The organism is Methylobacterium mesophilicum SR1.6/6, from assembly GCF_000364445.2.
Classification (GTDB): domain Bacteria; phylum Pseudomonadota; class Alphaproteobacteria; order Rhizobiales; family Beijerinckiaceae; genus Methylobacterium; species Methylobacterium mesophilicum_A.
Window position 1 is genome coordinate 913,417 of the sequence record NZ_CP043538.1, and the last position, 16,508, is coordinate 929,924.

General features: G+C 69.3%; 16 protein-coding genes and 1 pseudogene. 11 read left to right on the plus strand and 6 right to left on the minus strand.

Translation table 11 applies throughout. From position 1 onward, the window contains the following. Nucleotides 1–344: 344 nt before the first annotated feature. Nucleotides 345–1,628: a tyrosine-type recombinase/integrase gene (locus MMSR116_RS04225; protein ID WP_010687183.1), complete on the plus strand. Its 1,284-nt coding sequence runs from the start codon at nucleotides 345–347 to the stop codon at nucleotides 1,626–1,628. Between the two features lie 124 nt (nucleotides 1,629–1,752). On the opposite strand, the pseudogene MMSR116_RS04230 reads toward MMSR116_RS04225, so the two are convergent. From MMSR116_RS04230 to MMSR116_RS04240, 3 genes and pseudogenes are all read right to left on the minus strand, one after another. Beyond that, a pseudogene (locus tag MMSR116_RS04230) lies at nucleotides 1,753–2,893 on the minus strand (PHP domain-containing protein); the annotation flags it as partial. Between the two features lie 73 nt (nucleotides 2,894–2,966). After that, the gene (locus tag MMSR116_RS04235; protein ID WP_083920329.1) at nucleotides 2,967–4,484 is read right to left on the minus strand and encodes a DUF6504 family protein; all 1,518 of its coding nucleotides are present in this window, start codon (nucleotides 4,482–4,484) and stop codon (nucleotides 2,967–2,969) included. Then, nucleotides 4,399–5,175, minus strand: a complete 777-nt coding sequence (locus MMSR116_RS04240; protein WP_010687186.1) for a hypothetical protein — start codon at nucleotides 5,173–5,175, stop codon at nucleotides 4,399–4,401. Before MMSR116_RS04240 ends, MMSR116_RS04235 begins: the two co-directional genes overlap by 86 nt. 201 nt (nucleotides 5,176–5,376) lie before the next feature. Here MMSR116_RS04240 and MMSR116_RS04245 point away from each other — a divergent pair, with 201 nt between their 5' ends. Further along, a complete protein-coding gene (locus MMSR116_RS04245) occupies nucleotides 5,377–5,619 on the plus strand; it encodes a DUF6894 family protein (RefSeq protein ID WP_010687187.1) in 243 nt (80 codons plus the stop codon). Nucleotides 5,620–5,757: 138 nt separating this feature from the next. On the opposite strand, the gene MMSR116_RS04250 is transcribed toward MMSR116_RS04245, so the two are convergent. Further along, nucleotides 5,758–6,510 carry a GntR family transcriptional regulator gene (locus tag MMSR116_RS04250; protein WP_039894806.1) on the minus strand — a complete coding sequence of 251 codons (753 nt, stop codon included), beginning with the start codon at nucleotides 6,508–6,510 and terminating at the stop codon, nucleotides 5,758–5,760. A gap of 167 nt (nucleotides 6,511–6,677) precedes the next feature. Here MMSR116_RS04250 and MMSR116_RS04255 point away from each other — a divergent pair, with 167 nt between their 5' ends. The 8 genes from MMSR116_RS04255 to MMSR116_RS04290 all read left to right on the plus strand — a co-directional run bounded on the left by MMSR116_RS04255 (nucleotide 6,678) and on the right by MMSR116_RS04290 (nucleotide 13,779). Further along, nucleotides 6,678–8,102 (plus strand): MFS transporter, encoded by a 1,425-nt coding sequence (locus MMSR116_RS04255; protein WP_010687189.1) that lies wholly within the window; start codon nucleotides 6,678–6,680, stop codon nucleotides 8,100–8,102. 370 nt (nucleotides 8,103–8,472) lie between these two features. Beyond that, nucleotides 8,473–9,264 (plus strand): sterol desaturase family protein, encoded by a 792-nt coding sequence (locus MMSR116_RS04260; RefSeq protein ID WP_010687190.1) that lies wholly within the window; start codon nucleotides 8,473–8,475, stop codon nucleotides 9,262–9,264. A gap of 64 nt (nucleotides 9,265–9,328) precedes the next feature. Then, a complete protein-coding gene (locus tag MMSR116_RS04265; RefSeq protein WP_010687191.1) occupies nucleotides 9,329–9,718 on the plus strand; it encodes a hypothetical protein in 390 nt (129 codons plus the stop codon). Between the two features lie 28 nt (nucleotides 9,719–9,746). Beyond that, nucleotides 9,747–9,965, plus strand: a complete 219-nt coding sequence (locus MMSR116_RS04270; RefSeq protein ID WP_010687192.1) for a hypothetical protein — start codon at nucleotides 9,747–9,749, stop codon at nucleotides 9,963–9,965. Next, nucleotides 9,962–10,258 carry a DUF6166 domain-containing protein gene (locus MMSR116_RS04275; RefSeq protein WP_010687193.1) on the plus strand — a complete coding sequence of 99 codons (297 nt, stop codon included), beginning with the start codon at nucleotides 9,962–9,964 and terminating at the stop codon, nucleotides 10,256–10,258. Before MMSR116_RS04270 ends, MMSR116_RS04275 begins: the two co-directional genes overlap by 4 nt. A gap of 821 nt (nucleotides 10,259–11,079) precedes the next feature. After that, entirely contained in the window at nucleotides 11,080–13,017 is a 1,938-nt protein-coding gene (locus MMSR116_RS04280; protein WP_010687195.1) for a thiamine pyrophosphate-binding protein, read from the plus strand. Nucleotides 13,018–13,021: 4 nt separating this feature from the next. Then, nucleotides 13,022–13,498 (plus strand): hypothetical protein, encoded by a 477-nt coding sequence (locus MMSR116_RS04285; protein WP_010687196.1) that lies wholly within the window; start codon nucleotides 13,022–13,024, stop codon nucleotides 13,496–13,498. Nucleotides 13,499–13,512: 14 nt separating this feature from the next. Beyond that, nucleotides 13,513–13,779 (plus strand): hypothetical protein, encoded by a 267-nt coding sequence (locus MMSR116_RS04290; RefSeq protein WP_010687197.1) that lies wholly within the window; start codon nucleotides 13,513–13,515, stop codon nucleotides 13,777–13,779. A gap of 175 nt (nucleotides 13,780–13,954) precedes the next feature. On the opposite strand, the gene MMSR116_RS32450 is transcribed toward MMSR116_RS04290, so the two are convergent. Together MMSR116_RS32450 and MMSR116_RS31580 are read right to left on the minus strand one after the other, a co-directional pair. Continuing rightward, a complete protein-coding gene (locus tag MMSR116_RS32450; protein ID WP_432419901.1) occupies nucleotides 13,955–14,485 on the minus strand; it encodes an amidohydrolase family protein in 531 nt (176 codons plus the stop codon). Next, nucleotides 14,380–15,078, minus strand: a complete 699-nt coding sequence (locus MMSR116_RS31580) for an amidohydrolase family protein (protein ID WP_202882063.1) — start codon at nucleotides 15,076–15,078, stop codon at nucleotides 14,380–14,382. Before MMSR116_RS31580 ends, MMSR116_RS32450 begins: the two co-directional genes overlap by 106 nt. A 417-nt stretch (nucleotides 15,079–15,495) precedes the next feature. Here MMSR116_RS31580 and MMSR116_RS04300 point away from each other — a divergent pair, with 417 nt between their 5' ends. Then, nucleotides 15,496–16,455: a TAXI family TRAP transporter solute-binding subunit gene (locus MMSR116_RS04300; protein WP_010687198.1), complete on the plus strand. Its 960-nt coding sequence runs from the start codon at nucleotides 15,496–15,498 to the stop codon at nucleotides 16,453–16,455. Nucleotides 16,456–16,508: the final 53 nt, after the last annotated feature.

Genomic DNA, 16,508 nt, shown 5'->3' on the forward strand with positions numbered 1-16,508 from the left:
ACTGGTGGCGCAGGCGCGTTTTCGTGTTCCAAAAGCGCTGCACGTGCGAATTTCTGGACACGTCGTGTTCGGGCGTGAACCCTTCCGCGCGGGCAGACGGTTCGCTGTTGCCGCCCCGAACGCGGGCGACACGCCTTCGAGTCTTGAAAACCCTGGCGCGCCCTACGGGAATCGAACCCGTGTTTTCGCCGTGAAAGAGTGGTAACGGTGCGTTTTGCAGCTCTCAGCGGACATCGGCGAACTCGTAATTCGCTCTATACGCAGCATCTTTCGTCCTTGCAGGTTCGCTGACATCCGCCTACGTCTTTTCCGTACGATTTCCGTACGGAAGCGGGGAGGGCGCCGTGGCTCGCACGGTACGCAACGCCAAGCTCGACACACGTTCGGGGCGCGCCAAGCTCACCGCTCGGCGCGAGCCGTACTGGACGGTGATCTCGGCCGGCTGTGCCGTGGGCTACCGGCGCGGCGCCAATGGCGGCACGTGGATCGCGCGGATGCGCGAAAGAACCAAGCAACACTACGACGCGCTCGGCGCGGCCGACGACAACCGGGATGCCGACGGCCTGACCGTGTTCTCGTTCGCTCAGGCTCAAGAACGGGCACGTGTGTACTTCGCCCGGAAGGCGCGCGAGCTCGCCGGCTTCGATGAGGAGGCGGTTGAAGCCCCCTGGACGGTCGCGACGGCGTTGACCAACTACCTCGCCGCGCGGGAGCGACGAGGCTCAAAAGGCGTGCGGGCCGACCGCTACGCGGCCGAGGCGCGGATCCTGCCGGCCCTCAGCGCGCTCGAATTGACAGCGCTGACAACGAAACGCATTCGCGACTGGCACCATGACCTCGCCGAGGCACCGAAGCTGCGCCGGACCGCGTCTGGGGAAGAAACACGACGTTTGGCCGCGGTTGATCCGACGGACCCTGAAGCCGTGCGGGCGCGGCGCGCGACGGCCAACCGAGTGCTGACGGTCCTGAAAGCCGCGCTCAACCATGCGTTCCAGGAGGGCAAGGCTAGCTCGGACGAGGCGTGGCGCCGAGTGAAGCCCTACCGGGAGGCTGATGCCGCTAAAATCCGCTATCTGACCGCGGCCGAATGCCGGCGCCTGCTCGATGCCTGCGGCGGGCCATTCCGAGATCTCGTGCGCGGCGCACTGGCGACAGGGTGCCGCTACGGCGAGCTCGGGCGGATCCGGGCGTCCGACTTCGACGAGCAGTCGCGCACCGTGATGATCGCCAAGTCGAAGCAGGCCAAGCCGCGTCACATCGCGCTGAGCGATGAAGGGGCCGCCTTTTTCGCCGCGCTCACCGCCGAGCGGCCGAGGACCGCGCTGGTGTTCTCCCGGACGGATGGAGGAGCCTGGGGAGCCTCACACCAGCAGCGGCCGCTGATCGAAGCTTCAGCGCGGGCAGGCCTTGAGCCACCGTGCACGTTTCACATCCTGCGGCACACCTACGCCAGCGCGTTGGCAATGAAGGGCGTGCCGATGCGCGTCATCGCCGACCAGCTAGGGCACGCCGATACGCGCGTCACCGAGAAACACTACGCCCACCTCACGCCGACCTACGTGGCCGAGTCAGTCCGGCATGCGCTTCCGGCGCTCGGCTTCGGCCTAGAGGCGCAATCGACGGGCTAACGCGCGCCCACTCCCTGAAGCACGGGTTCCGTGGTGACCGCTACAACTTAAAGGCGCGGCACCCCCAGGCGCGCGTCGCCTGCAGGCGCCCGCGTGCTGCTATGGCGTCGATGCAGAGCCAGCCGAGCATGCCGAGCCCCAGCACGTCGACCTTCATGAACTTGAGGGCCTCGACGTCGTCCTTGTCCCACTCGATCACCTGCCGGTCGGCCATGCTCGCGGGCTCGATCGGCACGAGCTCGTCGAGCCGATCGTGCGTCAGCACGAACCCGCCCGGATGCTGCGACAGGTGGCGCGGCGTGCCGATGAGCTCCCGGGCCAGGCGCAGCGTCAGGGCCAAGCGCCGGTCGGCGAGGTTGCAGCGCCACTGTGTCAGGCACGCCGTCGGGATAGCGCAGGCGCACGCCGGCCCAGGTCAGGTCCTCCAGCGTGTCCTGGGCCGTGCGCGCTGGATCCGCGCGCTCGTCCGGGTACTGGTAGGTGAGTTCGTCGAGCGAGAAGCGGGAGCGCTCGACGATCTCGTGGGTGCGCGCGACGGCACCCGGATGGGCGACAAACAACCGGGCCATCTCCGCCGCCGGCTTGAGGTGACGGTCGGCGTGGGCATCGAGCTGGAACCCGGCAGACTCGAGGGTGCAGCCTTGCCGGATGCAGGCGATGACGTCCTGCAGGATGCGTCGCTCCTCGGCGTGGTAGAGCACGTCGCCCACCGCGACCGTCGGCACGCCGGCCCCGTGCGCCGCTGCGGCGAGCGCCGTGAGGCGGGCATGATCGTTCTGACGAAAACGGCGGGTCAGGCCGGCGTAGAGCCGGTCGCCGAACACCGCGCGCAAGCGGGCAAGCGTCCGCGCGGCCTCGATCGGATCCGGTGGTGCGGCGCGGGAATCGTCGTCGGCGAGCGCGACCGCGACGAGGCCGCCGCTCCAGGCGAACACGTCCTCGAGGGCGAGGTCACAGCCACCCTTGCCGGCAGCGCGCTTACCCAGCGTGAGCAGGCGGCACAGCCGCGCGTAGGCAGGGCGATCGGTCGGGTAGACGAGGAGCGGCGGCCCATCGCGCGGGTCGAGGCGACAGCCGAGCACGAGGCGCAGGCCCGTCGCCTTCGCCGCCTCGTGCGCGCGCACCGCGCCGGCGAGCGAGCCGCGGTCGGTCACGGCGAGCGCGGGCAGGCCGAGGAGGCTCGCGGCCGCGAACAGCTCCTCGGGCGACGAGGCACCGCGCAGGAAGGAGAAGTGCGTCGTCACCTGCAGTTCGGCGTAGCTCATCGGCCCCGCCCTCCGCCCGCGCGGCGCCGTACCGATCCTTCGGCAGGAGAGCAGTCGTTCGTCCAGCTGCGGGTCACCCGAACACCCCCTGCAGCCACCAGCGCGGCCCCGCGGCCATCGGCGCGTCGCGAAACAGCCAGTAGCGGGCGCCGTCGGCGGTCTCGACGCGGTAGTAGTCGCGCACCGAGGCCATCTCGGCGTCCGAGACCCACCACTCGCCGCGCACCCGCTCCGGGCCGTCGGCGCGCGCGACGCGGTGGCGAACCCCGCGCCAGACGAAGGCGGCCGGCGGCGCGTCCGGTATCAGCGCCAGCGCGCTCACCGGCTCGGGCGGATTGATCAGGTAGGTCGGTCGCTCGAGTGCCGCCGGCCAAGAAATACCGGTCGTCGGGGCGAGCGCGGGCGCCCGCCGGGTCGAGCGCTCCGGCACGCGGCTCTCGACCGGCCCGACGCGGAACAGGCGCCGATGCCCGACGCGCGCGGCGAGGCGGTCGACCAGGGCGGCGAGGTCGGGGGGCCGCTCGGCGCCTGGCTCCGCGGCCAAGCCGTCGTGCTGGGCTGCCGCCAGCGGCTCGGTGTGCCCGGCGCTCAGCACCGCTTCGTCGATCCCGAAGCCGGGGTCGATCTGCGCCAGGCGCGCGCAGAGCAGGTCGGCGAGGTGGCGCGGGTCGCGCGTGACCGCGGCCGTGCCGACGCAGGTCGCGCGCACGTCGCCGTCGACGCGGCGCACCGCGAGATCGAGGCGGCGCGCGCCGAGCCCGCGCGCGCCCAGCGCGCGGACGAGCACCACCACGAGTTCACGGGCGACGCGCTCCAGCGTCTCGGGCGCCGAGATCGGCTCGGCGAAGGCGCGCCGGGTCTCGACCAGCGCGGGCGGCGCGCTCCAGGCGATCGCCTCGTGCGCGTGGCCGAGCGCCTCGTCGAAGCGGCGCAGCACCGTGGCCCCGAACCGCAGGCCGAGCGCGCTGCGCGGCAGCGCGGCGAGGTGGGCGACCCGCTCCAGTCCGACCTCACCGAGCGCCGCCACGGTTTCGGGCGGCAGGCGCAGGGCGCGCGCCGGCAACCCGGCGAGCGCGGCCGCCATGCCGCCGGGCGGGACGACGGGGCTCGCGCCGCGCGAGGCGAAGCGGGCGACCGCCCAGGCGGCCCCAGGGGTATCGGCGACGGCCAGACGCACCCCGTAGCCACCCCCGCGCAGGCGCGCGGCCAGGCGCTTGAGGAGCGCGGCCTCGCCGCCGAACAGGTGCGCCGAGCCCGCGACGTCGATCCACACGCCGTCCGGCGGATCGGGGGCGGCGAGGGGGGTGCACCACAGGCACCAGAGGGCGAGCCGCTCGAGCGCCGCGGCGTCCACTTCGGGCCGCGCTTCGACCACGACGAGATTCGGAACCATCGCCTGGGCCTGGGCCAGCGCCATGCCCGGCCGCAGCGAGGCGGCGCGCGCGGCTCGGCAGACGCCCGCGATGCGGCGGCCGCCCGCGTCCCGGATCACGGTGACGAGGGGCTTATCGCGCGGCGGCGCGCTCGTGTCGCCGCGCCGCAGCCGATCGGTCGACCAAGTCGGCAGCCAGAGCGAGACGACCCGTCTCATCGCAGGCCTCCAGCACCCAGCGGCAGTCCTCCGTCCCGGCCGGCGCGCCGCGGCAGCGGGCGAGCTCGACCCGCCAGCGCGCGCGGCCGAGGCCGGGCGTAGGAAGTTCGGCGGACGGGTGCGCGGCCACCCGCCAGCGCGTCAGCGCGGCGCTCGGAGCCGAGAGCGGCGCGGGGTCCCGGCCGATGCGGCGCAGCAGGAGCACGCTGACGCCGGAGGCTTCGGCGGCGAGCTGCAGCCGCCGCGTGCCGGTCAGCCCGGCCCGCGAGACCTCGCCGACGACCGCGGCGAGCCCCGCGCAGCGCGCGCCCTCCTCCAAGAGGGGCAAGACCGCGTCGTCGCGGTACGTCTCGGCGTAGATCACCCGGTCGGGATGCAACCCGGCCCCGGCCAAACCCGGGGCGAACAGATCGCGCGCGGACAGGCACCACAGTACCGGACCGGGCAGGCGGGCGAGGATGCCGGCGGTAAACAGGGTACGCGCCGCCGCGTGCGCGAGACCGGGCTCGGCGGGCGCGATCTCCTGCAGGGCGCCGAGGCGCAGGCCGCCATCCGGCAGCCGGGCGTCGAGCGCGTCGACCCCGAACGGAAGGTGGGCCGATCTCGCGGTCGCGTGCGTGCGGGTGCCGCGTTCCAGGCACGCGATCTCGTCGCGCAACTGCCTCAGGGTCTCGCGCTGCATGGCCGACATTCACGGGACAGCGCCTTCGCGCGAGCCGGCCCGGGAGGCAAGGGCGCACCTTCGAGAACTGACCTGGTCGACGTCCATGCCCGCGCCCCGCTATAGGAACATAACGGGAACAGACAGGACGCGCCGGTGCAGGTCAATGAACATGATCCGGCGGGACAGCGGATCGCTGTGCAGCCCTGTGGACACATCCGGAGTTCGTGAATGGGGGCCAGACGTTACCGCTTCCACTGCACCGATGGCCGGGACGCGGTCTTCGACCTGAGCGGCCGGCTCGTACAGCGTGAGCGTGACCTGCGGGGCTTCGCCGAGCAGGCGGCCCGCGCGCTGATGCGGGGAGGGGACGCACACGACGCCTGGGTGGGCTGGGCCGTCGACGTCTACGACCCCCTCGGCCGTCGTCGCATGACGCTGCCCTTCGCCGACGTGCCGCGCGAGGGCCGCTGAGCACTTCCGCGCCGGTGCGGCTCGTCCCGCCCGGTCCGCGTCGATCGACGGCCGCCGCAATCCGGCGGCCCGGCGCACGAGCCGCTCTCGTAGGGATCCGAGCGACCACCTCGGCCGTCCAGTCGCGCTTGGCGTCGACTAGACGTCGAGGGTCTTGCGGGCGAAGCTCTCGATGTAGTCGACGAGATTGTCCGAGGCGGCGCCGGCGGCATCGACGTCACGGCGCGCGACCGCCTCGCAGACGTCGGCGTGGAGGTTTGCGGCCAGCGGCAGATCGGCGGCCTGCTTGTAGTGCTGGTACCAGAAACGCCGGGACAGGCCCGCCATGCTCTCCAGCGCGCGCACCGCGAACTCGTTGCGCGAGGCCGTCGCGATCAGGTCGTTGAATTGACGGTCGAGGCGCATGAACGCCAGGTCGTCCGACGCCGTGGCCGCCTCGCGCATGTCCTGCGCGAGGCCGGCGAAGACTTCTCGCTCTTCCTTGGTGGACCGTTCCGCGGCGAGGCGGGCGATCAGGCGCTCCAGCACGCGGCGGGTCTCCAGCAGGCGCAGCTGGGTGCGTATGTTGATGTCGGAGACGAGGATGCCGCGCCTCGGCATGACCACGACGAGGCCGTCGCGGGCGAGACGCTGCAGGGCTTCCCGAATCGGGGTGCGGCCGATCCCGAGGCGCTGAACCAGGTTCTGCTCGCCGAGCACCATGCCGGGCGGGAGGACGAGCGTCGTGATCAGCTCCTCCAATTCTTGATAGGCTCGGTCCGTGAGCGTCAGATCGGGCAGGTCTTCCTGGTCGACGGTCGCGTCGAGCGCCCCCTTCACGGCCTTCCTCGCCCTCTTCTCGTCACGTGGTGCAGTTCGGACCGACGTCGTCTTCCCGGTCACGAAGTTCATGGCCGACAACCCCCTTGCCCTGGCCGTTCCGCGCACCGCGGCACTTTAGATGTGCATGGTGCGGCGCCTAGTCAGGCGCAAGGGGCATACGTCTGATATATCTTGCGATGATCATAAGTATCCTGCATGAACATCCTGCACATACCAAAAATGCAGGGAGGCAGGAGATGGTAGGGCAAATCGCGATACCCGCCGGCGACGTGCTGCCGGAACGCGCTACGACCGGCTCCCCCGCCCGCGTTGCGGCCGGGTCGAGCGCGGTGATCGCGGCGCGCCTCGAGCGCCTGCCGATGACCGGCTTCCAGCGCAATATCTTTCTCATCATCGCGACCGCCTGGTTCTTCGACTCGATCGACCTCGGCTCGCTCACCTTCCTTCTCGGCTCGATCAAGACGGAGTTCGGGCTCTCGACCGCCCAGGCCGGGCTCCTGTCGAGCATGAGCTTCATCGGCATGTTCGCCGGCGCGGCGCTCTCCGGGATGCTCGCCGACCGCTTTGGCCGGAAGCTTGTCTTCCAGATCAGCATGGTGTTCTGGGGCCTGGGCAGCGCGTGGTGCGCCTACGCGCCCGACGCGACCATGCTCGGCTACGCCCGCCTGCTCCTCGGGTTCGGCATGGGCATGGAGTTCCCGGTGGCCCTGGCCATCGTCTCCGAGTTCCTGCCGACGGATAAGCGCGGCCGCTACCTTGCCATCATGGAGGGCTTCTGGCCGCTGGGCTTCATCGCGGCGGGCTGCCTCAGCTACGTCCTGTTGAGCTATTTCGATTGGCGGGCGGTCTTCCTGGCGCAGGCCGTGCCGGCCCTGTTCCTGTTCGTGATCCGTTTCCTGGTGCCGGAGTCGCCGCGCTGGCTCGCGGACCGCGGGCGGCACGACGAGGCCGACCGCGTGATGGCGACCATCGAGACGAAGGTGGCCGCGCGACTCGACGGCCGGGCGCTGTCCGAGCCGAAGGTCCTGCCCGAGCAGGCTCAGGGCGAGCGTCGCTTCTCGTTCCTTGAACTCTGGAGCCCGGGCTACGCCAGCCGCACGGTCATGATCTGGCTGACGTGGTTCTTCGCGCTGCTGGGCTTCTACGGACTTACCACCTGGCTCGGAGCCCTGCTGCAGGATGCAGGCTACAGCGTCGCCAAGTCAGTGACCTACACGATCCTGATCTCGCTCGCAGGCGTGCCGGGCTTCATCGCCTCGGCCATCCTCGTCGAACGCTGGGGCCGCAAGCCGACCGCCGTCCTGATGCTGCTGGGCAGCGCCGTGGCGGCCTACCTCTACGGCCATTCGCCGAACTTCACCTGGCTGATCGCCTTCGGGCTGATGATGCAGTTCTTCCTGTTCGGCATGTGGTCTGTGCTCTACGCCTACACGCCCGAGCTCTACCCGACCCGTGCACGCGCGACCGGGGCCGGCTGCGCCTCGGCCGTCGGCCGCGTCGGCTCGCTGATCGGCCCCTACGTCATCGGGCTCATCCTGCCCACGCTCGGCCACGGCGGCGTGTTCGCCTTGGGCGCCGGGTCGTTCGTCATCGCCGCGGCGAGCGTCGGCATCCTCGGCATCGAGACCAAGGGCAGATCCCTGGAGGCGATCTCGCACTGATCGAAGAGGAGGGAAACGCGCGGCGCCTCGCACCCCCAACCTGCGGCGAAAGCCGCCCTCAATTGTTGACATCTGATATATCAATGATATTCACATGGTGAGGTGGGACGAGTGAATAGGTACCGGGCTGCGCGCGGCGGGAGGAACGTCGACTCGCACCGTCCATCGAGGATGCGATGGACACCCGGCAAACCTGTCCGGGAGAGCCGCTCGCCTCACCAAAGATCACGGGGTCACACGGTGCAGTGTCTGCCGCCGCGCGACCGACTCATCTATCGAGCGGCGCTTCGCCGACGATGACCGACTGAACAGCTTCGCTAGAGCGGTCGACACGACCGCTCAAAGCGCATTCGGATAGGGGAGAGGTGCAATGGAACTCGCGGTCTCCAAGATGAGCGCGCGGCAGCGGAATTACAGGGCCAACTACCGGCAGCGCGTCGCAGGCTGGTACAACGGCTTCCTGCACATCGCGATCATCTACACCATCGGCCTGACGGCGCTGTACATCTACATTTCGAACATCAAGGCCCCGACCTGGGCGGAACTCGCCACGGTGCCGGTCGTGTTCCTGTTCTGCAACTTCTTCGAGTGGTGGCTGCACCGCTACGTGATGCACCGCCCGCAGAGCAATCCGATCGGCCGCGCCGTCTACAACCGGCACACGCTCCAGCACCACCAGTTCTTCACCGATCACGAGATGCGCTTCGCCGATCATCGCGACTACCGGGTGACGTTCTTTCCACCCTACGCGCTCGCGACCTTCACGCTGATGTCGATCCCGGGCGCCATCGTGCTCGGCAACGTGTTCACAGCCAACGTCGGCTGGCTGTTCATCACCACGACGACCAGCATCTACATGATCTACGAGTTCATGCACTTCTGCTGCCACGTCGAGGACAACTGGTTCGTCCGGAACATGCCGTTCATCAACACGAATCGTCGGCATCACACCGCGCACCATGACCAATCGATCATGATGGAGCGGAACATGAACCTCACCTTCCCGATCATGGACTGGCTGTTCGGCACCTCGGACCTCAACCGCGGCCTCATCGGCACGCTCTTCAACGGCTACGACACGCGCCACGTGAGGACCAACATGCGCAAGACGTCGCGCACGCCCGGAGCCGCCGAACCCGGCGCAATGCAGCCGGCCGAGTAAGCCCCCGCCACACGCGACGTGCGGCGCCGACGAGACGCGGCCCCGAACAATTGGGAGGTCCTCCATGAGCATGATCGAACCGAACGTCGCCGCGCTGGCGTGGTTCGCCCTCTTCGCCGGCGTCGCCAGCGTCGGCTTCTACGTCCTCGCGGGCATGTTCCCGCTCGAGACCCGCCCCGACCTGAGGGATCGGCCGCTCGGCCTGCTGCTGCTGGCGGCCAACGTCCTCATGCTGCTGGCGCTGGTCGGCGGTGGCCTGGCCTACGGCGCCGCCAATCTGCGCTGGACGAGCCTCGTTATCGTGGGCGGGCTCGCCGTCCTGTTCGCCCCGGGCCTGTTCAACGTCTGGCCCCAGCGCTGGCGCGACGGCCTGGCCGGGCTCGCCATCGTGCTGGCCGGGCTCGGCGGCGCGCTCGGCCTGCTCCAGCAGGTCGGCTCCGTCTTCACCCTGTAAGAACAACCACCGGTCCGGGAGGAACGTGATGCCGTTTCCCATCAAGTTCGGCTTGTCCGTCGCCGTAGCGCTGGCCGCGCTCGCGGGGTGGTTCTACATGGGATACCTCGATCAGGTCGGCCCGCGCTGGGCCGTGGCGTTCCTCGGCCCGTTCATGATGGTCAGCCTCTGGATCTTCCCCGAGGTGATGCGCAACCGCTCCGACGGCCGCACGCCGCGCCATCAGATGAGGGAGGCGCGTTCGTGAACAAGGTCTACGTGGGGGACCGCACCATCGACGGGATCGTCGTCACCGTCGACGGCGAACCGCTCGAGGAAAAGACCGATACGAAGTGCTACTCGCGCAACGGCTTCGAGTGGAGTTACGAGGGGCCGGAGCCGTCGCAGCTCGCCTACGCGCTGCTCGTCGATCACCTCGGCGACACGGTTGAAGCCGAGCGCCTTCAGCCTCAGTTCATGCGCAGCGTCGTGGCCAACTTTCAGAACGAATGGGAGATGACGACGGCCGACATCGACCGCGTCCTGCAGCGCCTCTGTTAGGCAGGCGTGACGGCGAGCTCAGGCCGAGCGGCGCACGGCCGGGCCCTGCAGCAGCGATGCACGCGGATCGCGTCGGATCCGTCCGCCCGAGGATTGCTCCAGTTCTGAACCGCCGAGCCTGGAGCACCATTTCCCGGCCAGAGTGCGCCTTCCCCGCCGTGAAGACCAAAGCGGCCGGTGACGTCCGGGCATTGATCGACCGCGACGCTCCGAGCGCCGCGGCGAAGACAGAAATGGAGGAACCGCTATGGTCCGCAGCCCCCTGTCCCGCAGCCTCGCCTGCCTGCTCTGCTTTTCCATACACGGGATCGCCGCGGCTCAGGATAATCCGGCCGGCGACAGGCCACCCACCGCCGGCAGCGCGACACAAACCAGCGCTGAACCGGGCAGGAACGGCGAGAGCGCCCCGCGCAGGCCTGAAGCTAAGGGAACGACGGACGTCTCGCCGGGCGTGGGGACGGTCGAGGGCGCAGACGGCAAGCCACCGATCCCGAACCGGCCTGGAAAGTAGCGGGCCCGGCGAGGAGCCGGCGCGCCGGGCCGTCGATCGCCCCCGGGCGCCGCTCAGCTGATACCTCGCGCTGTGCGCAGGTGGCATCGTCGATGAAGATGCCGTCGCGACAGCTTTACCCGAAACCTCCGGGGGTGAAACTCTCGGGGTTGGGTCGGCATGCCGATAATCGCACCGTCAAATTATTTGTAGAATTGATCGTTACATATGCGGCGTCGTGCAACAGCGACCCCATTCACTCGATTGACGCTCCGACCGCGTTCATGATCTGCTTTGTTCGATAAGCAATAATACCTTCCGGGAGGTCATGATGAACCAGGATCCTGCCTCGGTCAGTTCGCGGAGAAGCTTCCTCCGCGCTGCGGCAGTCGGGGCGGGAGCCGCTGCCGCGACCGCCGTCTCGCAGGCCGATGCCGCGACCCAGCAGAACGGGCTGCCGGCAACCCCGGAGCCGAAGGTCCCGGACGCGGTAGCCTCTCGCGCCTCAGCCCCCCTCCCGAACATCGACTTCCCGATGACCGGGGCGGACGTGTTCGCGCGCACCTGCAAGGCTGAAGGCTTGGCCGCCCTGTTCTGCTGCCCCGGCAACTATGAAGTCATTCACGCCATCGCCGACCAGGGCATCCCCGCCTATTCGGGCCGCAACGAGGGCGCGATGGCCAGTGCCGCGGACGCCTTCATCCGGGTGACCGGCGAAGTCGCCGCCTGCTCAGGCACCGAGGGGCCAGGCTTCACCAACATGATCGGCGCCATCGCCGCCGCCAACTCCTGCCGCACGCCCATGCTCGTGCTCGCCAGCAACCGCGACCTGCGCGGCGAGGATTCCGAGCAGGGCATCCAGATGCTGTACCAGCAGCCGCTCACGGAAGGGATCAAGAAGTACGGCAAGCGCCTGATCCTGCCGTCCCGGGTACACGAGTACGCGGCCTATGCGTTCCGCCAGTTGCGCACGGGCATCCCGGGACCGGTGCACCTGGACTTCCCGAAGGAGGTCGCCGTCGCCCGGTTCCGGACGGCCCGGGACATCGCCTACAACGTGGAGAAGGATCGCTATCGCACCGAGAGCCGGCCCGGACCGGCCGCCGCCGACATCCGCAAGGCGGTAGCGCTGATCCAGCAGGCGCAGCGGCCGATCATCGTGTCCTCCACTGGCGTGTTCTACAGCCGGGCCTGGGATGCCTTGCGCGCCTTCGCCGAACAGGCGCAGATCCCGGTCGTCGAATCCGGCCCGGTGCGCGGGCAATTCCCCGACAACCATCCCCTGACCGCGAGCGATGCGCCGAGCGCGCTGCCCAGCGCCGACCTGGTGCTTCTCGTCGGCCAGTACTGCATGCCGACGGTGGGCGAGTACGCCTTCGGGCCGGACGCCAAGTACATCCGCATCGAGCCCGAGGGCGGGGACATCGGCCGCAACCTGCCGATCGACCTCGGCATCGTGAGCGACGAGCGCTTGGCGCTCGAGGCCCTGGCGGAGGCCTGTCCCAAGCTGGCCCACGACCCGTGGCTGAACGAGATCGCCACAGCTCGCAAGGCGTTCCTCGCGGAGAATGACCGGTACTACGGGCTCGGACGCGGCTACACCGATGCCGTCCATCCGGCGGTGATCGGCAAGGAGTTGGCCGACTTCCTGTACCGCGGCGACCTCCCGCCCGATCAGACGACCGTGGTCTCGGGCGGCTACGGCATCGCCCGCTACACCCGCCGCTGGCTGCAGGCCAATCGCGCCGGACAGATCTGCAACGGGGCCTACCAGTACGGGGCGATCGGACCGGACGTCGGCTATGCCGTGGGCGTCGCCGCGGCCGTCCAGAGCGGCATCGGTCCGCAGGCTGCCCACAAGGGGCACCCGATCGTCTGCATCACGGGCGACGCCGGCTTCGGCTTCACCGGGATGGAGGTCGAGACCCTGGCGAAGTACCGGATGCCGGTGGTGATCATCGTCTACAACAACAATTCCTGGGGTACGTGGTACCCGGCCCGCAACGAGGCGAACCGCGCGCCCCTGCACCTGTTTCAGGAGAACCTGCGCTACGACCGGGTCGCCGAGGGCCTCGGCGGGCACGGCGAGTACGTGTGCACCCCCGAGGCGTTCCGTCCGGCTCTGGAACGCGCCTGGAAGGTGGCCGAGACCGAGAGCCGGCCGACCGTGATCAACTGCCAGGCCAAGAAGGACTTCTGGGTCAAGGAGGCCTACGAGCCCGGCTTCCTCGGCAAGGTCGAGCCGGGCGTGATGGCCTATTATCACTGACGCCGTGTGCACCAGCCCCGCACAGCAAGCCGCTGCCGTCCTGTATCGCTATGCGGATCGCGGCGTGTTCCTGGAGTTTGAAGAGCACGCCGGTCGCGACGGCGTCTGGGCGGCCGAGTTCCGGTGGATGCTGCCGCGTCGGCTGCGCGTCGTCGCCGATCCGCGGCAGGGCCGGTTGACCTGCCCGGCCCTGCTGCTCGACATCGAGGCGCGCTCGCCCCTGCGCGCGGCCATCGACGCGTTCCTGGAGGGGCGCCATGCCGAGGAACTGCCGGAGCATCGGCGCATCGATCCATCGCGCGCCAAGGTCACCCCTTCGCTGCGGGCACGGCGCCTCACCCTGGCCTTGCGCGTGGCGGACGACCGAGACTGGGCCTACGCCACCGGCAAGCTGGTCAATGTCGTGCACGAGCTGATGTTGTTTCTGAACATGTACTGGACCGACTATGCGCATCGGTCCCTCGGAGCACCGCAGGAATGAAGTGCTGGCCGCTCATGCTGCTCCTCGCCAGCCCGGCGGCTGCGCAGGACACGTCGCCCTTCCCGCCGGGCGAGAACGCGGCCCTGGTCAAGCAGACCTGCTCGGGCTGCCACGACGGCCGATTGGTGGTCAGCAAGCAGTACGATGACCAGAGCGCGCGTCGGTATTGGCGCGTGATGATGGGCACAGATCCGGAATCGGACGACGCCCGTAAGGTCATCACGTATCTCACGACCGTGCTGGGCGTCTCGGATGACGGAGGCCCGGACGCGATTCGATAGCAGCACCCATCACGGCCGGAACCGAGCGCGTGCGGGACGATCAGCGTCTCACCGCCAACCCATTGCCCATTTTAACTCTCTCACAGACACGCGAGCCACTGCTGGCGGCGGCTCGCCGGTGTATGTTCAAGAGGTCGAGCCGCTCGGCCGAACGCCCTGCGTGTCGCGAGCTCACTCAGGGCGACGCCCCTGAGGCTACGGCCTGCTGACGACCGCCTCGCCACACCTCGACGATCCGGGCGCTGTTGGCGATATCCTCGGAGGGGTCTGCAGCCAGGATGACGAGATCGGCGCGGCGGCCGGCTTCCAAGCTACCGCGATCGGCGAGATCGAGAAGGTCGGCCGCCCGTGACGTCGCGGTGATCAGGGCCTGCATGGGCGTGAAGCCCGCCTGGACCATCAACGCCAACTCGCGATGCTCCGCCACGCCTGGGACGCGCTCGGGCGCCGCGCCGCTGTCGGTCCCGAACCCGATCCGCACGCCGGCATCTGACAGGCGCTTCAGGTTGGCCAGGTTCATCGCCAGCGAGTCGCGGGCGGCCTGCGCCTTGGCGCTCGCGCGCGTCTCACGCTGCCAAGCGGGATCGTCGAAACGGGCTTTCAGGGCGGGCGAGAGCGCTGTCTGGACGAACGGTGATTGCGCCCAGGCGGGTGCATCGGCGTAGGCGAAGGTTGCCTCGTCCAGGGCAAGCGCGCGATGTACCAGGTGCCGTGCGCCTTGAGCAGCGCGATCATATCCGCGTCGACCGGCTTGTCGCGCACGCCGTGCGCCAGCACATCCACACCGGCCTCGGTGACCGCCCGCGCATCCTCCAGGTCGTGCACGTGCGCGGCGACCCGCAGCCCAAGGCGATGGGCCTCGTCGATCACGGCCGCGTAGACGGTCGGCTGCATCTTGGCCGGCACAGAGCCACCGAAATCGTCGAGCCAGAGCTTCACCATGTCGGTGCCGCGCGCCTTCATCGCCCGAACCGCCTCGCGGCCATCTTCGGCGTTAGCAGGGCGGAAGAGCTGGTCGGCGCTCACGCGGATCATCGCCTGCGGTGGTCCCCCGTCGGGCACGCCGATGCCGCGATCGACCCCGAACAGGTCGGCGCCGGGGATCTGCCCCGCGTGCGCCTCGGCGCGGATCTTGGGCATGATCGCGCCGTTGAGCCCGAGCGCCATGACCGTGGTCACGCCCCGGTCCGTGTAGGCCTTGAGCTGGGTGAGGATGTTCTCGCGCGTGTAGTTCTGGGCGCCGACGTCGACGCCCTGCACGATGCCCACGTGGGAGTGATCGGAGATCAGCCCCGGCATGATCGTGCGGCCGTGCAGATCCCGGATCTCGGCATCGGAGGGCACGTGACAGTCGCGCGTGGTCCTGCCGCGGCGATGCGGTCGCCGTCGACGATCAGCACCGCGTCCTCGATCGGCTTGGCTGAGCGACCGTCGATCAGCCAAATGCCCGTGAAGGCCAGCGGTTTCGCGGCGGCGCCGCCGACGCAGAGAAGGCTCATGGCAGCCACCATAGCCGGCAGCAGCGCGTCCCGTCGCATCGCACATTCCTCCCGATCCAGCACGGGACATTGTCGGTCACCCTGCTTGGCGTGCGACCTTGGAACCCGCGTATGTTTCGGCTGTGGATGTGAGGGCTTTCCGGCGCGCTTGTCGAGGTGTGCCGCTCAGCTCCAGCGTTCCCGGTCCGGAGCGAACATCTCAGTAGGGGAGATTATGATGCGACGGCGTGAATTGCTCTTGGGGCTGATAGGTCTCGCCGCGATCTCGCCCGCACGGGCTCAACAGCCTGATGCTGCGCTCCGCCTAACCCTCGGGACCGCGACGCCGGGCGGTTCGTTCCCGGCCTTCGGCCGCGCGCTCATCGCGGCGGTCCATGAGGTCGATCCGGGTGTGGTGATCGCGCCGAGGATCACGAAGGGCTCGACGGAGAACCTGACCCTGCTCAGGGCGGCCGAGCTCGACCTCGCGTTGGTGCAGGGCGAGTACGCCTACGAGGCCTTATCCGGCCAAAGTGTGAACGACCGCAGCTTGAAGGTCGTGGCACCCATCGATGCCTCGCCCGGCATGTTCGTGGTACCAGCCGAGAGTTCGATCCGGAGCGTGCAGGATCTGCGCGGCCGTCCCGTCGCACTCGGCACGCGCGGCTCAGGCTTCACGATCATGGGGCGGACCGTGCTGCAAGGCTCGGGCCTCGATCCGGACCACGACATCGCGCCGATCCTCCTCGACGACGCCGGCGATGGCGCCACACAGGTCCTCGACGGCCGGGCGGCGGCCCTGTGGGGCGCGAGCCTCGGCTGGCCGGGCTTCAAGACCCTCGCGGACACGCCCGGCGGCGCCCGCTTCTTCGGCCCGGCGCCCGAAGCGATCCCGAAGATCCTGGGCCTGCGGGCCTCGATGCGCCGCCTGACCGTCCCGGCCGGCTCGTTTCGCGGACAGGAGGTGGCGATCGAGACCGTCGGGTCCTGGAGCTTCATCCTCGCTCGACCGGAGTTGGACGAAGCCGTCGTCACCCGGCTCGTGCGCGCGATCGATCAAGGACGAGAGACTTTGGCCCGGCTTTATCCTCAGGGCCGCGAGAGCGACCCGCGCAACCTGGTCTCGAACGTGCCGGCGGCTTGGCTGCACCCGGGAACGGCGGCGTATCTCCACGAGATCGGAGTTCGTTCGGAGTGATCACGACGGGCCGGCTTTCGCGAGACGCCTCTTCCGGCTACGTCTACATGGCC

Bases quoted from the DNA above. Each gene is read 5' to 3' on its own strand.
- MMSR116_RS04260 (WP_010687190.1), top strand. From the start codon at position 8,473: ATGGAACTCGCGGTCTCCAAGATGAGCGCGCGGCAGCGGAATTACAGG.
- MMSR116_RS04235 (WP_083920329.1), bottom strand. From the start codon at position 4,484: ATGAGACGGGTCGTCTCGCTCTGGCTGCCGACTTGGTCGACCGATCGG.
- MMSR116_RS04290 (WP_010687197.1), top strand. From the start codon at position 13,513: ATGCTGCTCCTCGCCAGCCCGGCGGCTGCGCAGGACACGTCGCCCTTC.
- MMSR116_RS31580 (WP_202882063.1), bottom strand. From the start codon at position 15,078: ATGCCGGGGCTGATCTCCGATCACTCCCACGTGGGCATCGTGCAGGGC.
- MMSR116_RS04255 (WP_010687189.1), top strand. From the start codon at position 6,678: ATGGTAGGGCAAATCGCGATACCCGCCGGCGACGTGCTGCCGGAACGC.
- MMSR116_RS04240 (WP_010687186.1), bottom strand. From the start codon at position 5,175: ATGTCGGCCATGCAGCGCGAGACCCTGAGGCAGTTGCGCGACGAGATC.
- MMSR116_RS04270 (WP_010687192.1), top strand. From the start codon at position 9,747: ATGCCGTTTCCCATCAAGTTCGGCTTGTCCGTCGCCGTAGCGCTGGCC.
- MMSR116_RS04300 (WP_010687198.1), top strand. From the start codon at position 15,496: ATGCGACGGCGTGAATTGCTCTTGGGGCTGATAGGTCTCGCCGCGATC.
- MMSR116_RS04245 (WP_010687187.1), top strand. From the start codon at position 5,377: ATGGGGGCCAGACGTTACCGCTTCCACTGCACCGATGGCCGGGACGCG.
- MMSR116_RS04265 (WP_010687191.1), top strand. From the start codon at position 9,329: ATGAGCATGATCGAACCGAACGTCGCCGCGCTGGCGTGGTTCGCCCTC.
- MMSR116_RS04280 (WP_010687195.1), top strand. From the start codon at position 11,080: ATGAACCAGGATCCTGCCTCGGTCAGTTCGCGGAGAAGCTTCCTCCGC.
- MMSR116_RS04250 (WP_039894806.1), bottom strand. From the start codon at position 6,510: ATGAACTTCGTGACCGGGAAGACGACGTCGGTCCGAACTGCACCACGT.